The organism is Streptomyces cirratus, from assembly GCF_014650775.1.
GTDB lineage: Bacteria > Actinomycetota > Actinomycetes > Streptomycetales > Streptomycetaceae > Streptomyces > Streptomyces cirratus.
On the sequence record NZ_BMVP01000001.1, the window covers coordinates 352,505 to 375,073 of the forward strand.

The 22,569-nt window shown below is 70.1% G+C and carries 21 protein-coding genes and 1 riboswitch; of the genes, 7 read left to right on the plus strand and 14 right to left on the minus strand.

The genetic code is table 11. From position 1 onward, the window contains the following. Positions 1-234 precede the first annotated feature (234 nt). Together IE207_RS01635 and IE207_RS01640 are read right to left on the minus strand one after the other, a co-directional pair. Positions 235-1,599, minus strand: a complete 1,365-nt coding sequence (locus IE207_RS01635; protein WP_190182732.1) for an NYN domain-containing protein — start codon at positions 1,597-1,599, stop codon at positions 235-237. 40 nt (positions 1,600-1,639) lie between these two features. Then, positions 1,640-1,879, minus strand: a complete 240-nt coding sequence (locus tag IE207_RS01640) for a hypothetical protein (protein WP_030291802.1) — start codon at positions 1,877-1,879, stop codon at positions 1,640-1,642. A 148-nt stretch (positions 1,880-2,027) separates the two neighbouring features. Between IE207_RS01640 and IE207_RS01645 the strand changes: the two genes are divergently transcribed. Then, a complete protein-coding gene (locus IE207_RS01645) occupies positions 2,028-2,750 on the plus strand; it encodes a rhomboid family intramembrane serine protease (RefSeq protein WP_373304650.1) in 723 nt (240 codons plus the stop codon). Continuing rightward, positions 2,747-3,028: an Lrp/AsnC family transcriptional regulator gene (locus IE207_RS01650; protein WP_007263678.1), complete on the plus strand. Its 282-nt coding sequence runs from the start codon at positions 2,747-2,749 to the stop codon at positions 3,026-3,028. The genes IE207_RS01645 and IE207_RS01650 overlap by 4 nt, the downstream gene beginning before the upstream one ends. Positions 3,029-3,366: 338 nt before the next feature. Here IE207_RS01650 and IE207_RS01655 read toward each other — a convergent pair whose 3' ends face one another. The 6 genes from IE207_RS01655 to ctaE all read right to left on the minus strand — a co-directional run bounded on the left by IE207_RS01655 (position 3,367) and on the right by ctaE (position 10,635). Further along, complete coding sequence (locus IE207_RS01655) at positions 3,367-4,803, minus strand: aminotransferase class V-fold PLP-dependent enzyme (protein WP_229873233.1); 1,437 nt, start codon at positions 4,801-4,803, stop codon at positions 3,367-3,369. A 213-nt stretch (positions 4,804-5,016) separates the two neighbouring features. Continuing rightward, positions 5,017-5,133: riboswitch (SAM riboswitch) on the minus strand. 84 nt (positions 5,134-5,217) lie between these two features. Next, positions 5,218-6,282: an anthranilate phosphoribosyltransferase gene (gene trpD / locus IE207_RS01660; RefSeq protein ID WP_190182175.1), complete on the minus strand. Its 1,065-nt coding sequence runs from the start codon at positions 6,280-6,282 to the stop codon at positions 5,218-5,220. A 163-nt stretch (positions 6,283-6,445) separates the two neighbouring features. Further along, positions 6,446-8,077, minus strand: a complete 1,632-nt coding sequence (gene qcrB, locus IE207_RS01665) for a cytochrome bc1 complex cytochrome b subunit (protein ID WP_190182176.1) — start codon at positions 8,075-8,077, stop codon at positions 6,446-6,448. Further along, positions 8,074-9,132, minus strand: a complete 1,059-nt coding sequence (qcrA, locus tag IE207_RS01670; protein WP_190182177.1) for a cytochrome bc1 complex Rieske iron-sulfur subunit — start codon at positions 9,130-9,132, stop codon at positions 8,074-8,076. The genes qcrB and qcrA overlap by 4 nt, the downstream gene beginning before the upstream one ends. Further along, positions 9,129-9,938 carry a cytochrome bc1 complex diheme cytochrome c subunit gene (qcrC, locus tag IE207_RS01675; RefSeq protein WP_190182178.1) on the minus strand — a complete coding sequence of 270 codons (810 nt, stop codon included), beginning with the start codon at positions 9,936-9,938 and terminating at the stop codon, positions 9,129-9,131. The genes qcrA and qcrC overlap by 4 nt, the downstream gene beginning before the upstream one ends. A gap of 76 nt (positions 9,939-10,014) precedes the next feature. Beyond that, positions 10,015-10,635, minus strand: a complete 621-nt coding sequence (ctaE, locus tag IE207_RS01680; RefSeq protein ID WP_190182179.1) for an aa3-type cytochrome oxidase subunit III — start codon at positions 10,633-10,635, stop codon at positions 10,015-10,017. Between the two features lie 201 nt (positions 10,636-10,836). Between ctaE and IE207_RS01685 the strand changes: the two genes are divergently transcribed. After that, positions 10,837-11,238 carry a hypothetical protein gene (locus IE207_RS01685; RefSeq protein ID WP_190182180.1) on the plus strand — a complete coding sequence of 134 codons (402 nt, stop codon included), beginning with the start codon at positions 10,837-10,839 and terminating at the stop codon, positions 11,236-11,238. Between the two features lie 111 nt (positions 11,239-11,349). Here the strand turns inward: IE207_RS01685 and IE207_RS01690 are convergent, their stop codons facing one another. From IE207_RS01690 to ctaC, 4 genes are all read right to left on the minus strand, one after another. Continuing rightward, complete coding sequence (locus IE207_RS01690; protein ID WP_190182181.1) at positions 11,350-12,597, minus strand: L,D-transpeptidase; 1,248 nt, start codon at positions 12,595-12,597, stop codon at positions 11,350-11,352. A 115-nt stretch (positions 12,598-12,712) separates the two neighbouring features. Further along, positions 12,713-13,111 (minus strand): cytochrome c oxidase subunit 4, encoded by a 399-nt coding sequence (locus IE207_RS01695; RefSeq protein ID WP_190182182.1) that lies wholly within the window; start codon positions 13,109-13,111, stop codon positions 12,713-12,715. Continuing rightward, complete coding sequence (gene ctaD, locus IE207_RS01700; protein WP_190182183.1) at positions 13,108-14,844, minus strand: aa3-type cytochrome oxidase subunit I; 1,737 nt, start codon at positions 14,842-14,844, stop codon at positions 13,108-13,110. The genes IE207_RS01695 and ctaD overlap by 4 nt, the downstream gene beginning before the upstream one ends. Beyond that, positions 14,841-15,815, minus strand: a complete 975-nt coding sequence (ctaC, locus tag IE207_RS01705; RefSeq protein ID WP_190182184.1) for an aa3-type cytochrome oxidase subunit II — start codon at positions 15,813-15,815, stop codon at positions 14,841-14,843. The genes ctaD and ctaC overlap by 4 nt, the downstream gene beginning before the upstream one ends. A gap of 283 nt (positions 15,816-16,098) precedes the next feature. On the opposite strand from ctaC, the gene IE207_RS01710 reads away from it, so the two are divergent. Then, positions 16,099-17,478, plus strand: a complete 1,380-nt coding sequence (locus IE207_RS01710) for a cysteine desulfurase/sulfurtransferase TusA family protein (protein WP_190182185.1) — start codon at positions 16,099-16,101, stop codon at positions 17,476-17,478. Between the two features lie 49 nt (positions 17,479-17,527). Here IE207_RS01710 and IE207_RS01715 read toward each other — a convergent pair whose 3' ends face one another. Then, entirely contained in the window at positions 17,528-18,502 is a 975-nt protein-coding gene (locus IE207_RS01715) for a carbohydrate kinase family protein (RefSeq protein WP_190182186.1), read from the minus strand. A gap of 131 nt (positions 18,503-18,633) precedes the next feature. Here IE207_RS01715 and IE207_RS01720 point away from each other — a divergent pair, with 131 nt between their 5' ends. Both IE207_RS01720 and IE207_RS01725 read left to right on the plus strand, forming a co-directional pair. Beyond that, positions 18,634-18,849: a hypothetical protein gene (locus IE207_RS01720; RefSeq protein WP_190182187.1), complete on the plus strand. Its 216-nt coding sequence runs from the start codon at positions 18,634-18,636 to the stop codon at positions 18,847-18,849. Between the two features lie 267 nt (positions 18,850-19,116). After that, a complete protein-coding gene (locus IE207_RS01725) occupies positions 19,117-20,565 on the plus strand; it encodes a hypothetical protein (RefSeq protein ID WP_190182188.1) in 1,449 nt (482 codons plus the stop codon). Between the two features lie 78 nt (positions 20,566-20,643). On the opposite strand, the gene erpA is transcribed toward IE207_RS01725, so the two are convergent. After that, complete coding sequence (gene erpA / locus IE207_RS01730; protein ID WP_136217385.1) at positions 20,644-21,000, minus strand: iron-sulfur cluster insertion protein ErpA; 357 nt, start codon at positions 20,998-21,000, stop codon at positions 20,644-20,646. A gap of 311 nt (positions 21,001-21,311) precedes the next feature. Here erpA and nadA point away from each other — a divergent pair, with 311 nt between their 5' ends. Continuing rightward, positions 21,312-22,514, plus strand: coding sequence for a quinolinate synthase NadA (gene nadA / locus IE207_RS01735; protein WP_190182189.1), 1,203 nt, complete (start codon positions 21,312-21,314; stop codon positions 22,512-22,514). The last annotated feature ends 55 nt before the right edge of the window (positions 22,515-22,569 follow it).

The following is a 22,569-nucleotide window of genomic DNA, read 5'->3' on the forward strand; positions in this document are numbered from 1 at the left end:
CGTCACCCCGAATGGGTGATCTACCGCACGAAGGTTTGAACAGACCTTAGTGACCTCGCTGTGATCAGTTCAAATCCCCGGGGGCAAAAAATAGGCCCTTCAACGACTTCTTCACACGCAGGCCACGCTGGGTGCCGGGGACTTGACGGTACGTTCCCTCGACGCACCGCCAATTCCGGCATTCCCTACCGTAGTTGCCAGGGGTGCCGCAACCGTTGCATCAACGGGCGAATGTCACGAAACGCGCGAAAGCCGCTTGAGCAGCAAGGCGGACGTGACGGGCCGGGCTCCGGACTTCGCCACCCCGTCCGCGACCTCGCGGTCGGTCGACACCACGACCACCGGGCGGCCGGGCGGCTCGGCCCGCACCAGCTGGCGGATCAGTTCGTCCGCCGTCACCCCCGCCTTCGAGAACAGCACGCGCACCCCGCGCGGCGGCGCGAGCAGTACCGGGGCGGCCAGCTCGGCGCCGTCGAAGACGCACGTCATCTCCGCACCCGTCTGGGCGGCCAGCATCGACAGCCCGCCCAGCAGCCGCAGCCGCTGCTTCTCCAGCGGCATCGTCGGGTAGCCGGTCTTCGTCACGTTGTAGCCGTCGACCACCAAGTGCGCCTGGGGCAGGGCCAACAGCTGGTCCAGCAGCGCCGGGTCGGTCTCGGACAGGGCACGAGCCGCGATGTCCTTCGGCGTCATCCGGCCCGGTTCCACCGCGTCCACCGTGTCGGCGGGCCGCGTGGAGACCGGCGGCAGCGCCAGCTCACGGCGCAGCCCGGCGGCCGCGTCGAGGACGGTGTCCAGCAGCAGCCGCAGCCGCATGTCCTCGATGCTGCGTCCCTCCCGGGTGGCCCGGCGCGAGGTCTCCAGCGCCGACTCCACTTCCGCCAGGCGCGACTTGAGCCGGCGGCTCTCGCTCTCGGCGGCGGCCACCCGCGCGGCCGCGTCGCCGCGGATGCCGTCGACCTCCGCGGTCAGCTTGCGCAGGGCGGCCTCACCCCGCTTGACGTCGCTCTGGGCGCTGCGCAGCTTGCGGTGAAGCGATTCCGCTTCCTTGCGGGCGGCGTCGAGCTCGGCCCGTACCTGGTCGCCGCCCGAGCGCTGGGTCTCGCGTGCATGGGCCAGTTCCTCGCGCAGCCGCTCCAGCTCGCGCCGGGTCTCGTCGCCGATCCGTTCGGCGTCGGCCCGCTGGACCTCCTCACCGGCGGCGGCGACCAGCTTGACCCAGCCGGACGGCCGCAGGATGTACGCGGCGGCCGCCACGTCCAGCGGGTCGGCGGCGGCGGGCGGCGCCCCGCCCTCCAGCGCCCCGGCCAGTTCCGTCTGGGCGTCGCGGAGCTTCTCGGCGACGCGCCCGCGGAAGACGGCGTCCGTCTCCACCGCGGCGGCCATCGCGTTCCCGGCGAACTTGGCGCGCCGGGTCGGGGTGAACCGGGCGTACTGGCGCAGCTGCGCCGGCAGGTCGGCGACCGTCAAGCCGCCGAAGGCGTCCGAGACGAGCGCGATGACCCGGCGCCGCACGCCTTCCGGCAGCGGGCGGTCGAGCACCTCCGCGGCGTCGCCGGCCGCGTCGGCCGGCTCAGCGCCGCTTGCTGGCTCCACAATCCGTCACCCCTACCGTGATCTACTGTGGGCCCGGCTCCCGTCAGGAGTCCGTGCCCGGCCTGTCCACGAGCTCGATCTGGTCCACCGCGTTGCACCAGCGGCAGCGGACCGACTCGATGGTCTCATTGACCACCTCGCGCTCCTCGACCTTGGGCTCCCCGGCGAGGTCCAGGTGGACGTACTCCACGACCTTCGACGATCGGGTGACGTCGAAGCGCGTGAGGTTGCCGCACAGGGTGCAGCGCCACCGGGTGGTGTCGGTCGGCAGGGGAACCGTCATCAGGCCGCTCTCTCCTTCGTAGCTCATTCAATTAAAGCCGCCTGCCGGGGCCATCGGGGGCCGATGGCAGCCTTCGGCGGACCGCAGCACGTAACCCTACGGCCTGGCACCGCCCGCACGGGGGCGGTGCTGCGTCATGCTCTCTCGCATGATCGTAAGGTGGCAGGCCCTCGCCGAGGCCGTACGGGGCCCGGTCGTCACCCGCGCGCTGATCGCGGGCTGCTGCGTGGTGTTCGTGCTCGGTCCCGCGTCCGGGCTGAACCCCGACTACGGGACGGGTGACCTGCTGCTGGAGACGGGGACCGCCTACTTCCGGCGCTGGGGGGTGGTCCCGGACGAGCTCTTCGCGGGGACGGCCCGCGCCCTGCTCACCCCGCTGACGGCGCTGTTCGTGCACGGGAGCTGGCTGCACCTGCTCGGCAACATGCTGTTCCTCCACGTGTTCGGTGCGATGGCGGAGGAGCGGATGGGCCGCGCGGCGTTCCTGGTCTTCTACGTCGGCACGGGCTACCTCGCGCTGGCGGCCTATGCGGCGGCCAACGCCTCCTCGGACCAGACCCTGGTCGGCGCCTCGGGGGCGATCTCGGCGGTGCTGGGAGCGTTCCTGTGCCTGTTCCCGCGGGCGCGGGTGACGAGCCTGTTCCCGTTCCTGTTCTTCCTGCCGCTGCGGTTCCCCGCGTGGATCGTGCTGATGTTCTGGTTCGTCCTGCAGTGGCTGGCGGCGCACCGGGCGGCGACCGGGCCGGGGGTGGCGTACCTGGCCCACGTAGTGGGCTTCTCCGTCGGGTTCCTCTACGCCTGGGTGCGGTATCGGCGTGCGACTAGAGTGAGGCGACCAGCGACGGCCAGCGAGGGAGACAGCCAACCGTGATCACCGCGATCGTGCTCATCAAGACCAGCGTGGACCGCATCCCCGAGATCGCCGAGTCCATCGCGCAGCTGGACAGCGTCAGCGAGGTCTACTCCGTCACCGGCACCTACGACCTCATCGCGCTGGTCCGCGTCGCCCGCCACGAGAACCTGGCGGACATCATCCCGGGCCGCATCAGCAAGATCCCCGGCGTCGAGGCGACCGACACCCACGTGGCGTTCCGCACGTACTCCCAGCACGACCTGGAAGCCGCCTTCGCCATCGGCCTCGACGCGTAGCCCTGGCCGGGGTTCCGGCAGGCGGGGGCTCCGCCCCGGCCGCCGCACCCCGGCGCGACCGGTCCCGCCCCACAGCTCCGGCCGGCTCTCCCCCGGCCGGGCCGGCCGCCGTCCTGCCGGCCGGAAGTGCTGCCCGCGCAGGTGGGCGCCGAGGCCGTGGTCGATGTGCGCGACGACTCGCGCGCCCGCGGCCGTCCCGTACCCGCACCCGCCCGCGGTCCTGCCACCGGTCCTTGACCGACTCCGTGGTCAGCGCGCGGCGTCGACGGACGGAGTCCGGTGCGGCGGCGCGCAGCGCGAAAGGGCCGGGAGGGCCGAACGGCGGTGCGAGGGGCGCGTCAGGAAACGGGCACGCAGCGGCCTTCCTCCGTGCGGTAGCTCCACTTCGCGCCGTCCGCGACCAGTTCCCGCACCGCGCGGACGAAGCGGTCGACGTGCTCGTCGGGGGTGCCCGCGCCGAAGCTGACGCGGATCGCGTTCAGCGACCTCCCCCCGCCTTCGGCCGAGGGGACCCCCACCTCGCTCCGCTCGCCCGGCGCCGCCTCCGGCGCTCCGCATTCGCCCTCGGCATGCGGCTCGCCGCCCAGCAGCGTCCGCACCAGCGGGTGGGCGCAGAACAGGCCGTCGCGGACGCCGATCCCGTACTCCGCCGACAGCGCCGCGGCGAAGTGGGAGCTGTTCCAGCCGTCCACCACGAAGGAGATGACGCCGACCCGCGGGGCGTCGTCCCCGAAGAGGGACAGCACACGGACCGCCGGGACCTCCGCCAGGCCCTCGCGGACCTTGGCGATGAGGTGGCGCTCCCGCTCGACCAGGTTCTCGAAGCCCGCCTCCGTCAGCGCCCGGCAGGCGGAGGCGATGGAGTAGACGCCGATGACGTTCGGGGAGCCGGCCTCGTGCCGCGCGGCCGTGGTGTGCCACTCGACGTCCACGCCTCCGTCCTCACGCCGGGCCACCTTCCGCGAGGCGCCGCCTCCGGCCAGGTACGGCTGCGCCTCCTGGAGCCAGTCCGCCCGCCCCGCCAGCACGCCCGAGCCGAACGGCGCGTACAGCTTGTGCCCCGAGAAGGCGACCCAGTCCACGTCCAGCTCCCGCACCGAGACGCGGTGGTGCGGCGCCAGCTGGGCGGCGTCCAGCACGATCCGCGCGCCGTGGGCGTGCGCCGCGGCGGCCAGTTCCCGCACCGGCCACAGCTCACCGGTGACGTTGGACGCGCCGGTCACGCACACCAGCGCCGGGCCGTAGGGGTCACGGGCGGCCAGCGCCCGCTCCAGGGTGGCGACGGCCTCGTCCGGGGTGCGCGGCGCGTCGAGGTAGGTGACCCGCGCGTCGCCCCACGGCAGCAGCGAGGCGTGGTGCTCGGTCTCGAAGACGAAGACCTCGCAGCCGGCGGGGAGTACGGCCGCGAGCAGGTTCAGCGAGTCGGTCGTGGACCGGGTGAAGACCACCTGGTCGGCGGGGCGGCAGTCCAGGAACTCCGCGACGGTGGCCCGGCTCTGCTCGAACAGGTCGGTGGACAGCTGCGAGAGGTACCCGGCGCCGCGGTGCACGCTGCCGTAGTACGGGGCGTACGCGGCCACGTCGTCCCAGACCCGCTGCAACGCCGGCGCGCTGGCCGCGTAGTCGAGCGCGGCGTAGGTGACCTCGCCGCCGGTGACGAGCGGGACGGTGACGTCCCGGCCGAGCACGGGCAGCGGCTCGGCACACACGGCGCGTTCTGCGATGCGGTCGGCGGTGCGGTCGGCGGTGGCGTTCAGGGATGCGGATGCGGACATGGCGGTATCTCCCGGCAGGCAGGGCTGAATGGCTTCGGTGTCTGCCCGTACGCGGGTACGGCTCTGCGGCCGTCCGGGGTACGGGAATGCCTCGGGGTGCGGGTACGCGGAAGGGACCCTGTTTCCGAGGGTGAAGAAGGGGCGGAGCCGCCCTATCGCATTCGCTTGCTCATGGAAAACGCTCCTCGACAACCAGGATCCCCGGTTTCGAGGGATCCGCGCTTGCCGTAGACCTCACTGCCTACGGCCTGGTCATCACCCGGGGCACCCCGCCACGGAAGGAGGGTTGCCGGACAGCGAGCCGGGGCCAAAACGCTGTCACTCGTGACCTGGTCAGCATCCTGCCACAAGATCCCCCACGCGCAAGACCCCGGTCCACATTCCGGACCGGGGCCCACCGCCGCGCCCGAGGGCCTACGCGTTGCTGGCCGCGACCCACCGCTCCAGCGCCGCCCGCGCCGCGCCCGAGTCGATGGACTCGGCCGCACGGGTGATGCCCGCGGCGATCTGCTCCTCCAGGGAGCCCGTGCCCGGATCCAGCGCCACCAGGGCCGCCGCCGAGTTCAGCAGGACGGCGTCGCGTACGGGACCGCTCTCGCCGGCCAGCAGCCGCCGGGCCACGTCCGCGTTGTAGGAGGCGTCCTCGCCGCGCAGGTCGGCGACGTCCACGATCGGGATCCCGACGTCGCGCGGGTCGAACGACAGCTCGGTGACGGTGCCCTCACGGACCCACCAGACCCGCGAGGTGGCGGTCGTGGTCAGTTCGTCCATGCCGTCGTCGCCGCGGAAGACCAGGGCCGAGGAGCCCCGCTCGGCGAGCACCCCGGCGACGATGGGCGCCACCCGCGGGTCGGCCACGCCCGTGGCCTGCGCGCGCACCTTCGCCGGGTTGGTCAGCGGGCCGAGGAAGTTGAACGTGGTCCGGATGCCCAGCTCCTTGCGGGCCGCCGCCACGTGCCGCAGCGCGGGGTGGAATTTGACTGCGAAGCACAAGGTGATGCCGGCCTCCTCGGCGACCTCGACGACCCGGGCCGGGGTGAGGTTGAGGTTGACGCCGAGCTTCTCCAGCACGTCGGAGGAGCCGCTCGCCGAAGAGGCGGCCCGGTTCCCGTGCTTGACCACCTTGGCGCCCGTTCCGGCCACCACGAGCGCCGACATGGTGGAGATGTTGACCGTCTTCGCGCCGTCCCCGCCCGTGCCGACGATGTCCACCGTCCGGCCCGGGACCTCGATGAGGTTGGCGTGTTCGTACATGGCACGCACCATGCCGTTGATCTCCGCGACGGTCTCCCCCTTGGCCCGCAGCGCCACCATGAAACCGGCGATCTGCGCGTCCGTGGCCTCGCCCCGCATGATCCGGGTCATGGCCCAGGCGGTGTCGTCCGGACCCAGGTCCCGGCCGGTGAGCAGGGCGTCGAGGAGACCCGGCCAGCCGCGGGCCGCCACGCCGTCGCCGCCTGCCGGGGTCACAACGTTCATGGTCCGCTCCTGCTGCTCGGGAAAGTTCCACGTCGAATGGGAAGGCCCTCAGCCTATCCAGCCGCGGCGGACGGCAAAGAGCCCCGTCCAGGGGCTGGACGGGGCTCTCGCCGTGGCGACACCGGAATTGACCGGAATCAATCCCTCAAGCGGTCATGCGGGATCAGTGGTGGCCGTGGCCGCTCTGGATCTCCTTGTACTCCTCCACCGTGGGCTTCGGAATCTGGTTGTTCTCCGCGTAGAAGCCCTTGCTGAGCTTCGCGCGGAGCTTCTCCATGGCCTTGGGCTTGCGCTCCACGCCGTTCTCGTCGACCGTCGGGCCGAGTTCGATCGGCTGGTACTGCTCGTGCGAGGTGAGCGTGTGCAGCTTGGCCTGCGGCAGCGGCTCGTGGACCTCGACGAACTCACCGTGCGGCAGACGCTTGATGATGCCGGTCTCGCGACCGTGCAGCACCTTGTCGTGGTCCCGGCGCTGGAGGCCGAGGCAGATCCGCTTGGTGGCGATGAAGGCGAGGACCGGGACGACGAAGAAGCCGATCCGGACGAACCAGGTGATGTTGTTGATCGAGAGGTGGAAGTACTGCGCGAACATGTCGTTTCCACCGCCGATCAGGAGCACGATGTACTCCGCGATCCAGGCGACGCCGAAGGCCGTACGGGTCGGGACGTTGCGCGGGCGGTCCAGCAGGTGGTGCTCACGCTTGTCCCCGGTGACCCAGGACTCGATGAACGGCCAGACGGCGATCGCGCCCAGCACCAGCGGGAAGAGCAGCAGCGGGATGAACACGCCCAGGACGAGGGTGTGGCCCCACAGGTTGATCTCCCAGCCCGGCATGGCACGGATCAGGCCTTCCGGCATACCCATGTACCAGTCGGGCTGCGCGCCGGTGGACACGTGGTCCGGGCGGTACGGGCCGAGTGCCCAGATCGGGTTGATCGAGGCGAGCGCCGCGATGGCCGCGATGACACCGAAGACCAGGAAGAAGAAGCCTCCGGCCTTGGCCATGTAGACCGGCAGCAGCGGCATGCCGACGACGTTGTTGTTCGTCTTGCCGGGACCCGCGTACTGGGTGTGCTTGTGGTAGAAGACCAGGATCAGGTGGGCCACCAGCAGGCCCATCATGATGCCGGGCAGCAGCAGGATGTGGATCGAGTAGAACCGTGCGACGAAGTCGCCGCCGGGGAACTCGCCGCCGAAGAGGAAGAACGACAGGTACGTGCCGACGATCGGCACGGACAGGATCGCGCCCTCCATGAAGCGGACACCGGTGCCCGAGAGCAGGTCGTCCGGCAGGGAGTAACCGGTGAAACCGGTGAACATGCCGAGGACCAGCAGCAGGAAGCCGAAGATCCAGTTGACCTCACGCGGCTTGCGGAACGCGCCGGTGAAGAACACGCGCATCATGTGCACGACCATGGCCGCGACGAAGATGAGCGCCGACCAGTGGTGGATCTGCCGGATGAGCAGACCGCCGCGGACGTCGAAGCTGATGTCGAGCGTCGAGGCGAAGGCCTCGGACATCGGGACGCCCTGCATCGGCACGTACGGGCCGTGGTAGACGACCTCGTTCATGCTCGGGTGGAAGAACAGCGTCAGGTACACACCCGTGAGGATGATGATGATGAAGCTGTAGAGGCAGATCTCGCCGAGCATGAAGGACCAGTGGTCCGGGAAGATCTTGCGCATGTTCGACTTGGCCAGGCTGTAGATGCCCAGGCGGCCGTCGGCCCAGTCCGCCACCCGCTCGCCGGCGGGCGCTTTGCGCTGACTGTCGGTGGTGGTCGCAGTGCTCATCCGCGCTCCCAGAATGCAGGACCGACGGGCTCTTCGAAGTCGCCGTGCGCTTCGAGGAAACCTTCGTCATTGACGCCGATCCGCAGCTGCGGAAGCGCGTGACCAGCGGGACCGAAGATGACTCGGGCGCCGTCGGAGAGGTCGAAGGTGGACTGGTGGCACGGGCAGAGCACGTGGTGCGTCTGCTGCTCGTACAGGCTGATCGGGCAGCCGACGTGGGTGCAGATCTTGGAGAACGCCACGATGCCGTCGTGGGACCACTCCAGCTCCCGCTTGTCCTTGATGTCCTGCGGCTGGAGCCGGACGATCATCAGGGCGGCCTTGGCGATCTGGTTCTGGAAGTCGTGCTGGGTCTCCTCCAGGCCTTCCGGCATGGCGAAGGTCAGCGAACCGACGACCACGTCCTCGGGACGCAGCGGCTCCATCGTGTTCTGGTTGATGAGCAGCTTGCCCTTGGCCCAGACGGTCTTGCGCAGCTTGTCCTCGGGCAGGGGGCCCAGGTCGCGCATGATCACCAGCGCGGACAGCGGCAGCATGGCCAGCGCGCCCAGCATGGTGTTGCGGATCAGCGGGCGGCGGCCGATGGCCGACTCGTTCGCACCGTCGGCGAAGTCCTGGAGGACCTTGGCCTTGACCTCCGGCGGCGCCGCGATGGCGTGGCGCTCGTCGGCGACCTCCACGTCGGACATCAGGGTGCGGGCCCAGTGGACCGCGCCCGCGCCGATGCAGAAGAGGGCCGTGCCCAGGGTCAGGCCGAGGGCGAAGTTCAGGCCGCTCACCTTCCCGATGGGGAAGACGTAGACGTACTTGTCGACGGGGATGGTCACGTACGCGGCGATGAAGCCGATCGTGGCCAGCATCGACAGCGTGAACAGCATCGCGACCGTGCGCTCGGACCGCTTGGCGGCCCGCTCGTCGATGTCCTGGATGCGCGGCTTGTGGACCGGCAGGCCCGGGTCGGCGAACGGATCGTCCGCGACTGCTACGCCACCGTGGTGCGCGTCGCCCTGCTCGCTCGGCAGGTGCTTCTCTTCGGGAATGTCTTGGCTACTCATGACTTCTTGGCCTTAGCGGTGTGGGCCGCGACCCAGACGGCGACAGCGATCAGCGCACCCAGAGCGAAGATCCAGCCGAACAGACCCTCGGAGACGGGGCCGAGGCCACCGAGCTTCAGGCCGCCAGGGCTGACCGACTTGTCGCCGTTCACGTTCTGGAGGTACGCGATGATGTCCTTCTTCTGCTTCTCCGGCATCGTGCTGTCGGGGAAGGAGGGCATGTTCTGCGGGCCGGTGAGCATGGCCTCGTAGATGTGCTTCGGCGAGACGTCCGCCAGGTTGGGGGCGTACTTGCCGTGCGTCAGGGCGCCGCCCTCGCCGGTGAAGTTGTGGCACTGCGCGCAGTTGTTGCGGAACAGTTCGCCACCCTTGGCGATGTCGGCACCCGCCGGGTCGACCTGCTTCTGGGTGGGCACGGACGGGCCGGCTCCCAGGGAGGAGATGTACGCGGCCAGCTGGTCGATCTGGGCCTGCGTGTAGACCGGAGGCTTCGTCGGAATCTGCGCGCCGGGCTGCTGGGCGGGCATGCGGCCCGTGCTCACCTGGAAGTCGACGGCCGCGGAGCCGACGCCGACCAGGCTGGGGCCGTCAGTGGAACCCTGACCGCCGGTTCCGTGGCAGCTTGCGCAGCCCACGGCGTAGAGCTTCTTGCCCTCCTCGATGGCGAGGGACTGGGCGGTTTCATCGGCCTGCGCCTTGCCAGCGGGGGCGAAGGCGGCGTAAAGCCCCCCAGTGGCCGCCAGCGCGAGGAGTAGAACGACGACCGCCGCCAGCGGATGGCGTCGTCGTGCGGAGAGCTTTTTCACGGATTACCCCGGTGTCAGGATCTTCTGCGTCGGTGTTTCTGGATGGGTTGCCGGGGCCTGCCCGGCTACGTGTTCGCTACTTGATCAGGTAGATCGTCGCGAAGAGGCCGATCCAGACGACATCGACGAAGTGCCAGTAGTAGGACACGACGATGGCCGACGTGGCCTGTTCGTGGGTGAACCTCTTGGCCGCGTACGTCCGGCCGAGGACCAGCAGGAAGGCGATGAGACCGCCCGTCACGTGCAGACCGTGGAAGCCGGTGGTCAGGTAGAACACCGATCCGTACGGTCCGGACTTGAGGGACATGCCCTCGTGCTTGACCAGCTCGGTGTACTCGAACACCTGGCCGCCAATGAAGATCGCACCCATGACGAACGTGATGATGAACCACGTCCTGAGCTTCTTCACGTCACCGCGCTCGGCGGCGAATACGCCGAGCTGGCAGGTGAGGGAGGAGAGCACCAGGATCGTGGTGTTCGTCGCCGAGAAGGGCAGGTTCAAGGCCGAAGCCTGCTCTGTCCAGTACTCGGCGCCCGTCACGGATCGCAGGGTGAAGTACATCGCGAAGAGGGCCGCGAAGAACATCAGCTCGGAACTCAACCAGATGATGGTTCCGACGCTGACGAGGTTCGGCCGGTTGACCGTCGGGTGCGCGTGCCCGGTATCTACTGTCGTTGCTGTCGCCACGACCGACATTATGTCGGTCGCTTATCCCGCCCTCACCCCGGGGGGTGCCGTTCGGAGTGTCAGAGGGGTGTGCAAGGCCCGAACGGCCCATCAGATGGGCTTACCGGCAGCTGTTCGTGAGGCCGGCCGAACCGATGTTGACAAGCGGTCGGACGGAGTAGCATCCCGCGCAACATCAACGTGATTCACGGGCACACGTGGAGGAACGAAATGCGGGCGACTGCGCGAGTTCTGGTCTACAGCGACGACGCGGGCACCCGGGAGCAGGTGCGGCTGGCCTCCGGGCGCAGGCCGGCCGCGGACCTGCCGCCGGTGGAGTTCCTGGAGTGCGCGACTTTGCCGGCGGTCCTCAAGGCGCTGGACGAGGGCGGCGTGGACGCGTGCGTGCTGGACGGAGAGGCCGTTCCGGCGGGCGGCATGGGGGTGTGCCGGCAGATCAAGGACGAGATCTTCCGCTGCCCGCCGGTGCTGTTGCTGATGGGGCGCCCCCAGGACGCCTGGCTGGCCACCTGGAGCCGCGCGGATGCGGCCGTCACCCTTCCGGTTGACCCGGTGGAGTTCCCGCAGGCCCTGGCGCGCCTGCTGCGCGCCCGGCTGTCCCTGGACGCGTAGGCCCCGTCCCGCGCCCGGTCGGGGGGCCGGCAAGCGGAACCGGCCCGGCGGGAGCCCAAAGGGGCTTCCGGGGGCCGGTTCGGGGCCGCTGGGCGGGCCTGCGGGGCCGGTTCAGACCTGCGGGCGCAGTCGGGCCTGGTCGACCGCGCTGCGGCCTTCCTGGGTGCCGCCCACCAGGGCGCTGCCTTCGCGCCAGTCCTTCCAGTCCATGTTCCAGTCGCCGTAGCCGTTGCCGAAGGTGTCCATCTCCTCGCCGATGCTGTTGATCACCTTGACGATGTCGCCCTCGCTGATGTTCTCGTAGAACCAGGCGGCGTTGCCGGTGCTCATGCCGGTGCAGCCGTGGCTGACGTTCTCGTAGCCCTGGGAGCCGACGGACCACGGCGCGGCGTGGACGTATTCACCACTCCAGGTGACGCGCGTCGCGTAGTAGACGGGCAGGTTGTAGTACTCGCTGCCGCCGATGCCGACGGTGTCCCCGCGCATCTGGACGTAGTACTGCTTGCCCAGGACCACCTTGATGCCGTTGCGGGTGGAGAAGCCGGGCTTTCCGGTGGTCACCGGAATGGTGTTGATCACTTCACCGTTGCGCTTGAAGGTGAGGTAGTGGGACGCGGCGTCGGTGGTGACCTCGACGCGGTCCCCGATCTCCAGCTTCAGCGGCTTGCTGGCGGTCCCGTAGAGGTCGTCGGTGATTCTGACGCCCTCCAGGTTGCTCCGGAGGGAGACGGTGGAGTGGGCGGGCCAGTAGTCCTTGGGACGGAAGTGCAGCTTCTTGTCGTCCACCCAGTGCCAGGCACCCTCGACGCCCGACGGCGCGTCCACGACCAGACCGCGCTCCACGAGGGCGCGGGCGGCCTTGTCGTGGACCGGCTCGCTGAGTTCGGCCGTGAGGGGCTGTCCGACGCCGTATTTGCCCGCGTCCGGGCCGAATTCCACCTGGAGGACCTTCTTGGCCGGAGTGGTGTCGAACGTCAGCGTGCGCTGCCCCGGGGCGCCGCGCTCGTCCTCCGTGCTCACCGTGGCGGTGTAGTGCACGCCGGCGGCCATGGGGGCGGTGCTGTGCCAGCGGTCGCCCTTGGCGGAGAGCTCGCCCGCCAGACGGCGGCCGTGGGTGTCCACGACGGTCACGTCGGTGATCCGGCTGCCCGTGCCCTTCGAGGTGACCTCCAGGGGCCGGTTGGGGTCTGCGGGACGCCCTCCGGCGGCCTGGTTGAAAGCTACGTGGTCGCCCGCGTCGTACGGGCGGGCGGACAGCGGGTTGTCGTCGGACCCCCCGCACGCGGTGGCGCCGGCCCCGAGGGACGCGACCAGCAGGGAGCAGCTGAGTACCGTCCAAAGACGCGGTGAGTGCTTCATGGAGCCAACGCTATGAAGATATGACAATTACGGCGCGCGGGGTGACTGCAAACGAGGGGCCCGGACTCCTCCGTCGGAGGTGTCCGGGCCCCTGGCGCCGTGCTTTCAGGTCCTGCTACTGGTTCTGGTTCTCACCGCGGTAGTACTCGTACACCCAGCCCCACAGGCCGATCACGATGATCGGGGCCGAGAAGTACATGAGCCACCAGCCGAAGATGACGCCCATGAACGCGAGCGCACCGCCGATGCCCAGCGAGAGCGGCTGCCAGCTGTGCGGGGAGAAGAACCCCAGCTCGCCCGCCTCGTCGGCGACGTCGGCCTCCAGGTTGTCCTGGGCCATCTCGTCCACGCGCTTGGCCGTGAAGGCCAGGTAGTAGCCGATCATGACGCTCAGGCCGAAGGCCAGGAAGAGCGCGGTGGTGCCGACGGGCTCCTTCGACCACACGCCGTACACGATGGCCATGATCAGGATGAAGAAGGAGAGCCACAGGAACAGCTTGCCCTGGATCTTCACTTGCCCGCCTCCTTGTCACCGGTGAGGGCCTGGGTGGCACCGGCGGTGTGGTCCTCGAGGTGGTCGAGGGCCGCGATCTCCGGGTGGTGCAGGTCGAACGCCGGGGATTCGGAACGGATCCGCGGCAGGGTGAGGAAGTTGTGCCGCGGCGGCGGGCAGGAGGTCGCCCACTCCAGCGAACGGCCGTAGCCCCACGGGTCGTCGACCTCGACCTTCTTGCCGTACTTCGCCGTCTTCCAGACGTTGTACATGAAGGGCAGCATCGACAGGCCCAGCAGGAACGAGCTGATCGTGGAGATCGTGTTCAGCGTGGTGAAGCCGTCGGCGGCGAGGTAGTCCGCGTAACGGCGCGGCATGCCCTCGGCGCCGAGCCAGTGCTGTACCAGGAAGGTGCCGTGGAAGCCGATGAACAGCGTCCAGAACGTGATCTTGCCGAGGCGCTCGTCCAGCATCTTGCCCGTGAACTTCGGCCACCAGAAGTGGAAGCCGGCGAACATCGCGAAGACCACGGTGCCGAAGACGACGTAGTGGAAGTGCGCGACGACGAAGTACGAGTCGGAGACGTGGAAGTCCATCGGGGGCGAGGCCAGGATGACGCCGGTCAGACCACCGAAGGTGAAGGTGACCAGGAAGCCGATCGTCCAGAGCATCGGGGTCTCGAAGGACAGCGAGCCCTTCCACATGGTGCCGATCCAGTTGAAGAACTTCACACCGGTCGGTACCGCGATCAGGAAGGTCATGAAGGAGAAGAACGGCAGCAGCACACCGCCGGTGACGTACATGTGGTGGGCCCACACGGTCACCGAGAGGCCGGCGATGCCGATCGTCGCGGCGACCAGACCGATGTAACCGAACATCGGCTTACGGCTGAACACCGGGATGATCTCGGAGACGATGCCGAAGAACGGTAGCGCGATGATGTACACCTCTGGATGGCCGAAGAACCAGAAGAGGTGTTGCCACAGTAGGGCGCCGCCGTTCGAGGCGTCGAACACGTGTGCACCGAACTTCCGGTCGGCCTCCAGCGCGAAGAGCGCGGCGGCCAGCACCGGGAAGGCGAGCAGGACCAGAACACCGGTCAGCAGCACGTTCCAGGTGAAGATCGGCATGCGGAACATCGTCATGCCGGGAGCGCGCATGCAGATGATCGTGGTGATGAAGTTGACCGAGCCGAGGATCGTACCGAAGCCCGAGAAGGCCAGACCCATGATCCACATGTCGGCGCCGATGCCCGGCGAGCGGACCGCGTCCGACAGCGGGGAGTAGGCGAACCAGCCGAAGTCGGCGGCGCCGTTCGGCGTGACGAAGCCGGCCACCGCGATGGTCGAGCCGAAGAGGTACAGCCAGTACGCGAACATGTTCAGCCGCGGGAACGCCACGTCGGGCGCGCCGATCTGCAGCGGCATGATCCAGTTGGCGAAGCCCGCGAACAGCGGGGTGGCGAACATCAGCAGCATGATCGTGCCATGCATGGTGAACGCCTGGTTGAACTGCTCGTTCGACATGATCTGCGAGCCCGGACGGGCCAGCTCGGCGCGCATGAACAGCGCCAGTACGCCGCCGATGAGGAAGAACACGAACGACGTGACCAGGTACATCGTGCCGATGGTCTTGTGGTCGGTCGTGGTCATCCACTTCACGACCACGTTGCCCGGCTGCTTGCGCCGTACCGGCAGCTCGTTCTCGTACGAGTCGGCTGCGGCGGCACCCTGAGGTTCGTTGAGGATGCTCACAGTTTGTTCGTCTCCGCATTCCGGGCCGGGTCGGTCTGCTTGATGCCGGCCGGGAGGAAGCCGGTCTGCCCCTTCTCGGCCAGTTCCTTGAGGTGCGCCTGGTATTCGGCGGGCGAGACGACCTTCACGTTGAAGAGCATCCGGGAGTGGTCGACGCCGCAGAGCTCGGCGCACTTGCCCTTGAAGGTGCCGAACTCGCTCGGGGTGACCTCGAAGACGTTGGTGTGACCGGGGATGACGTCCTGCTTGAACAGGAAGGGCACCACCCAGAAGGAGTGGATCACGTCGTTCGACGACAGGATGAAGCGGACCTTCTCGCCCTTGGGCAGGTAGAGGGTCGGCCCCGGGTTGTTGGTGTCCGGGTTCCGGTCGCCGGGGACGCCCTTGTCGTAGACGCCTTCGGCGCCCGCGGGGAAGTCCTTGGTGAAGCGGTCCGGGATGTTGGCGAGGTTCGGCGGAACCACGCCCGCCTTCGGGGTGGCCCCGTCGCCGTCGACGTTCTCGACGTAGTTGAAGCCCCAGCTCCACTGGAAGCCGACCACGTTGATCGTGTGGGCCGGCTTGGCGGAGAGGGAGAGCAGCTTCGACTCGTCACGCGCGGTGAAGTAGAAGAGCACCGAGACGATGATGAGCGGAACCACGGTGTACAACGCCTCGATGGGCATGTTGTACCGGGTCTGCGGGGGGACCTCCACCTTCGTCCGGCTGCGCCGGTGGAAGATGACGCTCCACAGGATCAGGCCCCATACCAGGATGCCCGTGATGAGAGCCGCCGCCCAGGACCCCTGCCACAGGGACAGGATGCGAGGCGCCTCCTCCGTGACCGGGGTGGGCATTCCGAGGCGGGGGAAGTCTTTCCAGTTGTACGAGCAACCAGTGGCGGTCGCCAGGACCACGCCCGCAGTCAGCGCCTGCAGCAGCTTCCGCCGCATCGGGCGCCGCGGCGAGCGGTCGGAGCCGTAGGGACTCACGTAGCGCCTTCCCGAGAGTCTCGGCCCGCGCGGCCGGCCGCGGCCGTGTTCGGGTCGGTCGCCGGCCCTGACGCAGGCAGGGGTTTGGATGTTTATGCGGACCAAACCCTACTGGACGCTATTTGGGGTCGCGCGGGGAGGGTGCCCAACGCGCCGCTACTGCCCCCGAAGGGATGGATCCGCCGTCCGGGGGACGGGCCATCCAGCCCTGAACGGGGGGCGGGACACCCCTTCTGACGGGCCCTGACCTCGCCCCGGGCGGGGCTCCGGTTAGCGTGCCCGTATGCCGTACTTCGACTCCGCTTCCGCCGCCCCGCTGCACCCCGTGGCCAGGCAGGCGCTGCTGGCCGCCCTGGACGAGGGCTGGGCCGACCCGGCCCGGCTGTACCGCGAGGGGCGGCGCGCCCGGCTGTTGCTGGACGCGGCGCGGGAGGCGGCGGCCGAGGCGGTGGGATGCCGCGCCGACGAGCTCGTGTTCACTCCTTCGGGGACGCACGCGGTTCACACGGGCATCGCGGGGGCGCTGGCAGGGCGCCGCAGGGTCGGGAGCCGGCTGGTCGTATCGGCGGTCGAACACAGCTCCGTCCTCCACGCCGCCGAGGTGCACGCGGCTTCCGGCGGCACGGTGACGGAGGTTGCGGTGGACCGGCTGGGGGCGGTGTCCCCCGACGGGTACGCGGCCGCGCTGGACCCGGCCACCGCTGTGGCCTGCCTCCAGTCGGCCAACCACGAGGTGGGCACCGTCCAGCCGGTGGCGGAGGTGGCCGGGCTGTGCGGGGACGCCGGGGTGCCGCTGCTGGTGGACGCGGCGCAGTCGCTGGGCTGGGGCCCGGTCGAGGGCGCGTGGTCGCTGCTCACCGCGAGCGCCCACAAGTGGGGCGGGCCGCCCGGGGTGGGGCTGCTGGTGGTCCGCAAGGGCGTCAGGTTCGCCCCCCAAGGCCCCGCGGACGAGCGGGAGTCGGGCCGCTCCCCCGGCTTCGCGAACCTCCCGGCCATCGTGGCGGCGGCGGCTTCGCTGCGGGCCGTACGGGCCGAGGCGGACGCGGAGGCGGCCCGGCTGCGGGTGCTGGTGGACCGCATCCGGCGGCGGGTGGCACGGCTGGTGCCGGACGTGGAGGTGGTCGGCGACGCCGAGCGGCGGCTGCCGCACCTGGTCACCTTCTCCTGCCTGTACGCCGACGGGGAGACCCTGCTGCACGAACTGGACCGGGCGGGCTACTCGGTGTCCTCGGGCTCCTCCTGCACCAGCTCCACGCTGACGGCGTCGCACGTCCTCAAGGCGATGGGCGTGCTGTCGGAGGGGAACGTACGGGTGTCGCTGCCGGCCGGGACGACGGCCGAAGAGGTGAACGGCTTCCTGGAGGTGCTGCCGAGGGCGGTGGCGGAGATCCGGGCGCGCCTCGGGGTGCCGCAGGCTCAGGAGAGCGTCCCCGTCGCGGAGTCGGTGGAGCTGGACGCACTGGGCCTGCGGTGTCCGCAGCCGGTCATCGAGCTGGCGCGGGCGATCGGCACGGTACCCGTCGGCGGGACGGTGACGGTGGTCAGCGACGACGAGGTGGCCCGGCTCGACATCCCGGCGTGGTGCTCGATGCGGGGCCACGCGTACGTGGGCGAGAGCGCGCGCCCGGTGGGGGCGGCGTACACGGTCCGCCGTCTGCGGTGACGGGAACGCCCCCCGGCGCCGGCCGGGGGGCGTCGCCGCACGCTGCGCGTTACGCCAGGTGGGCCTGGACCTCGGCGGCGGCCTCGTCGCCGTAGGCCTTGGTGAAGCGCTTCATGAAGTGCGCGCGGGCCAGGGTGTACTCCTGGGTGCCCAGCGTCTCGATCACCAGGGTCGCCAGCATGCAGCCCACCTGCGCCGCCCGCTCCAGCCCGACGCCCCAGCCGAGGCCCGTCAGGAAGCCGGCGCGGAACGCGTCGCCGACGCCCGTCGGGTCGATCTTCGCGTTCTCCTCCGGGCAGCCGACGACGATCGGCTCCTGGCCCTCGCGCTCGATGCGCACGCCGTTCGAGCCGAGCGTGGTGACGCGGGTGCCGACCTTGGAGAGGATCTCCGCGTCCGTCCAGCCCGACTTTGACTCGATGAGGCCCTTCTCGTACTCGTTCGAGAAGAGGTAGGTCGCGCCCTCCATCAGGGTGCGGATGTTCTCGCCGTCCATCCGGGCGATCTGCTGCGAGAAGTCGGCCGCGAAGGGGATCCCCCGCGTGCGGCACTCCTCGGTGTGGCGGAGCATCGCCTCGGGGTCGTCGGCGCCGATGAGGACGAGGTCCAGTCCGCCCACCCGGTCCGCGACGGCCTTGAGCTCGATCAGGCGGGCCTCGCTCATCGCGCCCGTGTAGAAGGAGCCGATCTGGTTGTGGTCCGCGTCGGTGGTGCACACGAAGCGCGCGGTGTGCAGCACCTCGGAGATCCGCACGGACTCGGTGTCGACGCCGTGGCGGTCCAGCCAGGCGCGGTACTCGTCGAAGTCGGAGCCGGCCGCGCCGACCAGGATCGGGCGGCTGCCGAGCTGCCCCATGCCGAAGCAGATGTTCGGGCCGACACCGCCCCTGCGGACGTCGAGGTTGTCGACGAGGAAGGACAGGGAGACCGTGTGGAGCTGGTCGGCGACCAGCTGGTCGGCGAAGCGGCCCGGGAAGGTCATCAGGTGGTCGGTGGCGATGGAGCCGGTGACTGCGATACGCACGGCGTGGATGCTCCTGCGGGGGACGGCGGTGGACAGTCAAAACTACCCGGTCGACAGCTCCGGGCCGACCCTGCGAAACTACCCCGTAGTAGGTCTTTCTCCTCGCGTTGCCCGCGCCTAACGTGCCGTCCATGACCTACACCGACGGTTTCGGGTACGCCGAGCACTCCGCGGGGACGCGGCCCGGCTTCGCACGGCTGCTGGGCGACTGCGCCCGCATGGCCCCGCACTGGGCGGTCCCCGCGGATCCGCGGCCCGCCCCCGTGGCGCCCTCCCAGATCCACGGCGTCAGCGTCCCGCCCGCCTCGGCGCGGCTCATCGCCTCCACGGCGGAGTACGGCGACTAGGGCGCGTTTCGAAAGTCCCGCCTGCCCCGCGACGCCCGGCACGCACGCTCGCCGCGTTGTCGGGATCGCCCGCGTACGGCCCGGTACGAGGGCGACCCTCCGCCTTGCGATCGCACGCACCGGACGCCGTGGGGCCCGCCCTTCGGGCGGCCGGCGCTACTTTCGAAACACGCCCTAGGCCGGGTCTTCGAGGCGGCGGGAACCGGTTCGGGGTCCGCTTCGTCACACCCGCATCGAGACACGCGGGACAGGCGAAGGAGCGATGCGGTGACCACCGAACGACCCGACACATCACGCCCCACACGACGGCGGCCGGGCTGGGCCGTCGGCTCTGTCGCGGCGGCCGTCCTCCTGGCGGGCGGGGGCACCGCCTACTGGGCGTCCACGGCCCACGGCGACGGCTCGGGCGGCCACCGTACGGGTGACAGCGCGGCCTCCGCGCCCCGCGTCGCGCCGACCCCGCCGGGGCCGGGCATCGCCCCCGGCGAGCCGGACCCCTCGGGCGGCGCGGTGACCTACCGGACCGACGTCAAGCTCCCCGACGGCCCGGCCACCGCCCCCACCTTCGCCGCGACCGGAGAGGTGACCTCCGAGGAGGTGGCCCGGCTCGCGGCGGCCCTCGGGATCTCCGGCGCGCCCCGGCTGACCGGCGAGCAGTGGCTGGCCGGTGAGGCGGCCGACGGCGCCGGGCCCCGGCTCACGGTCACCCGTACGGCCCCCGGCACCTGGAACTTCGCCCGCTTCCAGGCCGGGGACGGCAACGGCGCGGGCAACGGCTCCGGCGGCGACAACTGCAAGCGGGGCCAGGACACCTGCGGCCCGGCCACCCTCCCCCGGGGTGCCGGCGACACCGCGCAGCCCGTGTCGGAGCAGGCGGCCAAGTCCGCCGCCGCCCCGGTCCTCGCGGGCGCGGGCCAGGCCGACGCCACGCTGGACGCCCGCCTCACCCAGGGCTCGGTCCGGGTGGTGACGGCGGACCCGGTGATCGGCGGCCTGCCCACGCAGGGCTGGTCCAGCAAGGTGAGCGTCGGCCCCGACGGCACGGTGGTGGCAGGCAGCGGCGAGCTGAAAGCGCCGGTCCGCGCGGCCGATGAGCCGGTGGTCGGGGCCGTCGAGGCGCTGGCCCGGCTCAACGCCCGCAGCGGCGGGTCGGACGGGACCGGTCCCGGCCCCAGCGGCTGCGCTACCTCGGTCCCGCTGGCCCCGGACACGCCGACGGGCGCGACGGACACCCTGCCCTGCAACCCGGAACCGCGCCCGATGAAGCCGCCGCGGACGGAGACCGTACGGGGGGCCGTGCTGGGGCTCGCCGCCGGAACGGTCGACGGCGGCGGGCGGGGTCTGGTCCCGGCCTGGTTCTTCGAGGTGGCGGGCAAGGACGGCGGGCCGGCCCGCACGGTGGCCGAGCCGGCTTCGGCCCGGGAGACGGCCGCTCCGAGCGCGGGTGCGACGCGTACCGTGCCCGGGTTCTCGTACAAGGAGGCCGACCGGACGCTGACCGTGAACTTCTGGGGCGGGGTGTGCAGCACCTACGCCGTGGAGGCGCGGGAGGAGGGGACCGACGTCCTGGTGAAGATCACCGACACCCCGAACAAGCCGGGCCAGGCCTGCATCATGCTGGCGAAGGAGATGTCCCAGACGGTGACGCTGAACAAGCCGCTGGGCGACCGGAAGGTGGTCGACGCCACGACGGGCAAGCCGCTGCCGCGCCAGTAGCCAGTAGGGCGTGCAGGGGTACGCGTGAGGGCCCGGACAGCAGAAGCCGTCCGGGCCCTCACGCGTAGGACCGCGGGCTTAGCTGAACGAGTCGCCGCAGGCGCAGGAGCCGGTGGCGTTCGGGTTGTCGATCGTGAAGCCCTGCTTCTCGATGGTGTCGACGAAGTCGATGGAGGCACCGTGCAGGTACGGGGAGCTCATGCGGTCGGTGACGACCTTGACCCCGTCGAAGTCCTTGACGACGTCGCCGTCGAGGGAGCGCTCGTCGAAGAAGAGCTGGTAGCGCAGGCCCGAGCAGCCACCGGGCTGGACGGCGACGCGGAGCGCCAGGTCATCGCGGCCCTCCTGCTCCAGCAGGGTCCTGACCTTCTCGGCGGCGGCGTCGGACAGGAGGATGCCGTCGCTCACGGTGGTCTTTTCGTCCTGTACGGACATCTGCATTCACTCCCGAAGTGGGCGGCTCCCCGCCGGAGGCTGGGGAAACGTCGGACTCTTGCCGTCGGTGGCAACCAGCGCGACCGCGGATTCATTCCGGGGTCCCGCACCTTGTTCCAGTTCTTCATGCTCGCACACACCGGGGCCGGGGTGCGGACCTGACGGACGCGGGAGTACGGAGCGGGCGAATTCGTCACATCGACACAATCGGCATCGTCAAACTGACATGAAGCGGCTATGATAGATAGCGTCAAATAGACGAGAAGTCGCTCCGAACGTCTTCCGAAGTCCCTTGTCGCAGAAGAGAAAGGGTGCGTGTCGTGACCACCGCCCAGCCTGTGGACGTCCAGCCCCTGGACGTCCAGCCGACGCCGCTCGCCCTGCTGCTGCTCGGCCGCGAAGCCGACCCCAAGAGCGAGCGCGGGGTCGAGTGCCCCGGCGACCTGCCCTCGCCGTCGGACCCGGACCTGGTGGCGCGCGCCCGCGCGGCCAAGGAGAAGCTCGGGGACAAGGTCTTCATCCTCGGCCACCACTACCAGCGTGACGAGGTCATCGAGTTCGCCGATGTGACCGGAGACTCCTTCAAGCTGGCCAAGGACGCGGCCGCCAAGCCGGAGGCCGAGTACATCGTCTTCTGCGGCGTGCACTTCATGGCCGAGTCCGCCGACATCCTCACCACGGACGACCAGAAGGTCGTCCTGCCCGACCTCGCGGCGGGCTGCTCGATGGCCGACATGGCCACCGCCGAGCAGGTCGCGGAGTGCTGGGACGTGCTGACCGAGGCCGGGATCGCCGGCGCCACGGTGCCCGTCTCGTACATGAACTCCTCCGCCGACATCAAGGCCTTCACCGGCAAGCACGGCGGCACGATCTGCACCTCCTCCAACGCCACGAAGGCCCTGGAGTGGGCCTTCGAGCAGGGCGAAAAGGTGCTGTTCCTGCCGGACCAGCACCTGGGCCGCAACACCGCCGTGCGCGACATGGGCATGTCCCTGGACGACTGCGTGCTCTACAACCCGCACAAGCCGAACGGCGGCCTCACCGCCGAGCAGCTGCGGGACGCCAAGATGATCCTGTGGCGCGGGCACTGCTCGGTCCACGGCCGCTTCTCGGTCGACTCCGTCAACGACGTGCGCGCCCGCATCCCCGGCGTGAACGTGCTCGTGCACCCCGAGTGCAAGCACGAGGTGGTCGCGGCCGCCGACTACGTGGGCTCGACGGAGTACATCATCAAGACGCTGGAGGCGGCCCCGGCCGGCTCGAAGTGGGCCATCGGCACCGAGCTGAACCTGGTCCAGCGCCTGGCGAATCGATTCGCCGCCGAGGACAAGGAAGTCGTCTTCCTCGACAAGACGGTCTGCTTCTGCTCGACCATGAACCGCATCGACCTCCCCCACCTGGTGTGGGCCCTGGAGTCACTGGCCGAGGGCAACCTCGTCAACCGGATCCAGGTCGACAAGGAGACCGAGAGCTTCGCCAAGCTCGCCCTGGAGCGGATGCTCGCGCTGCCGTAGCCCGGGCTCCCCGCCCGCGATGCCCGAAGGGGCGCCCCCCGGCCGGGAGGCGCCC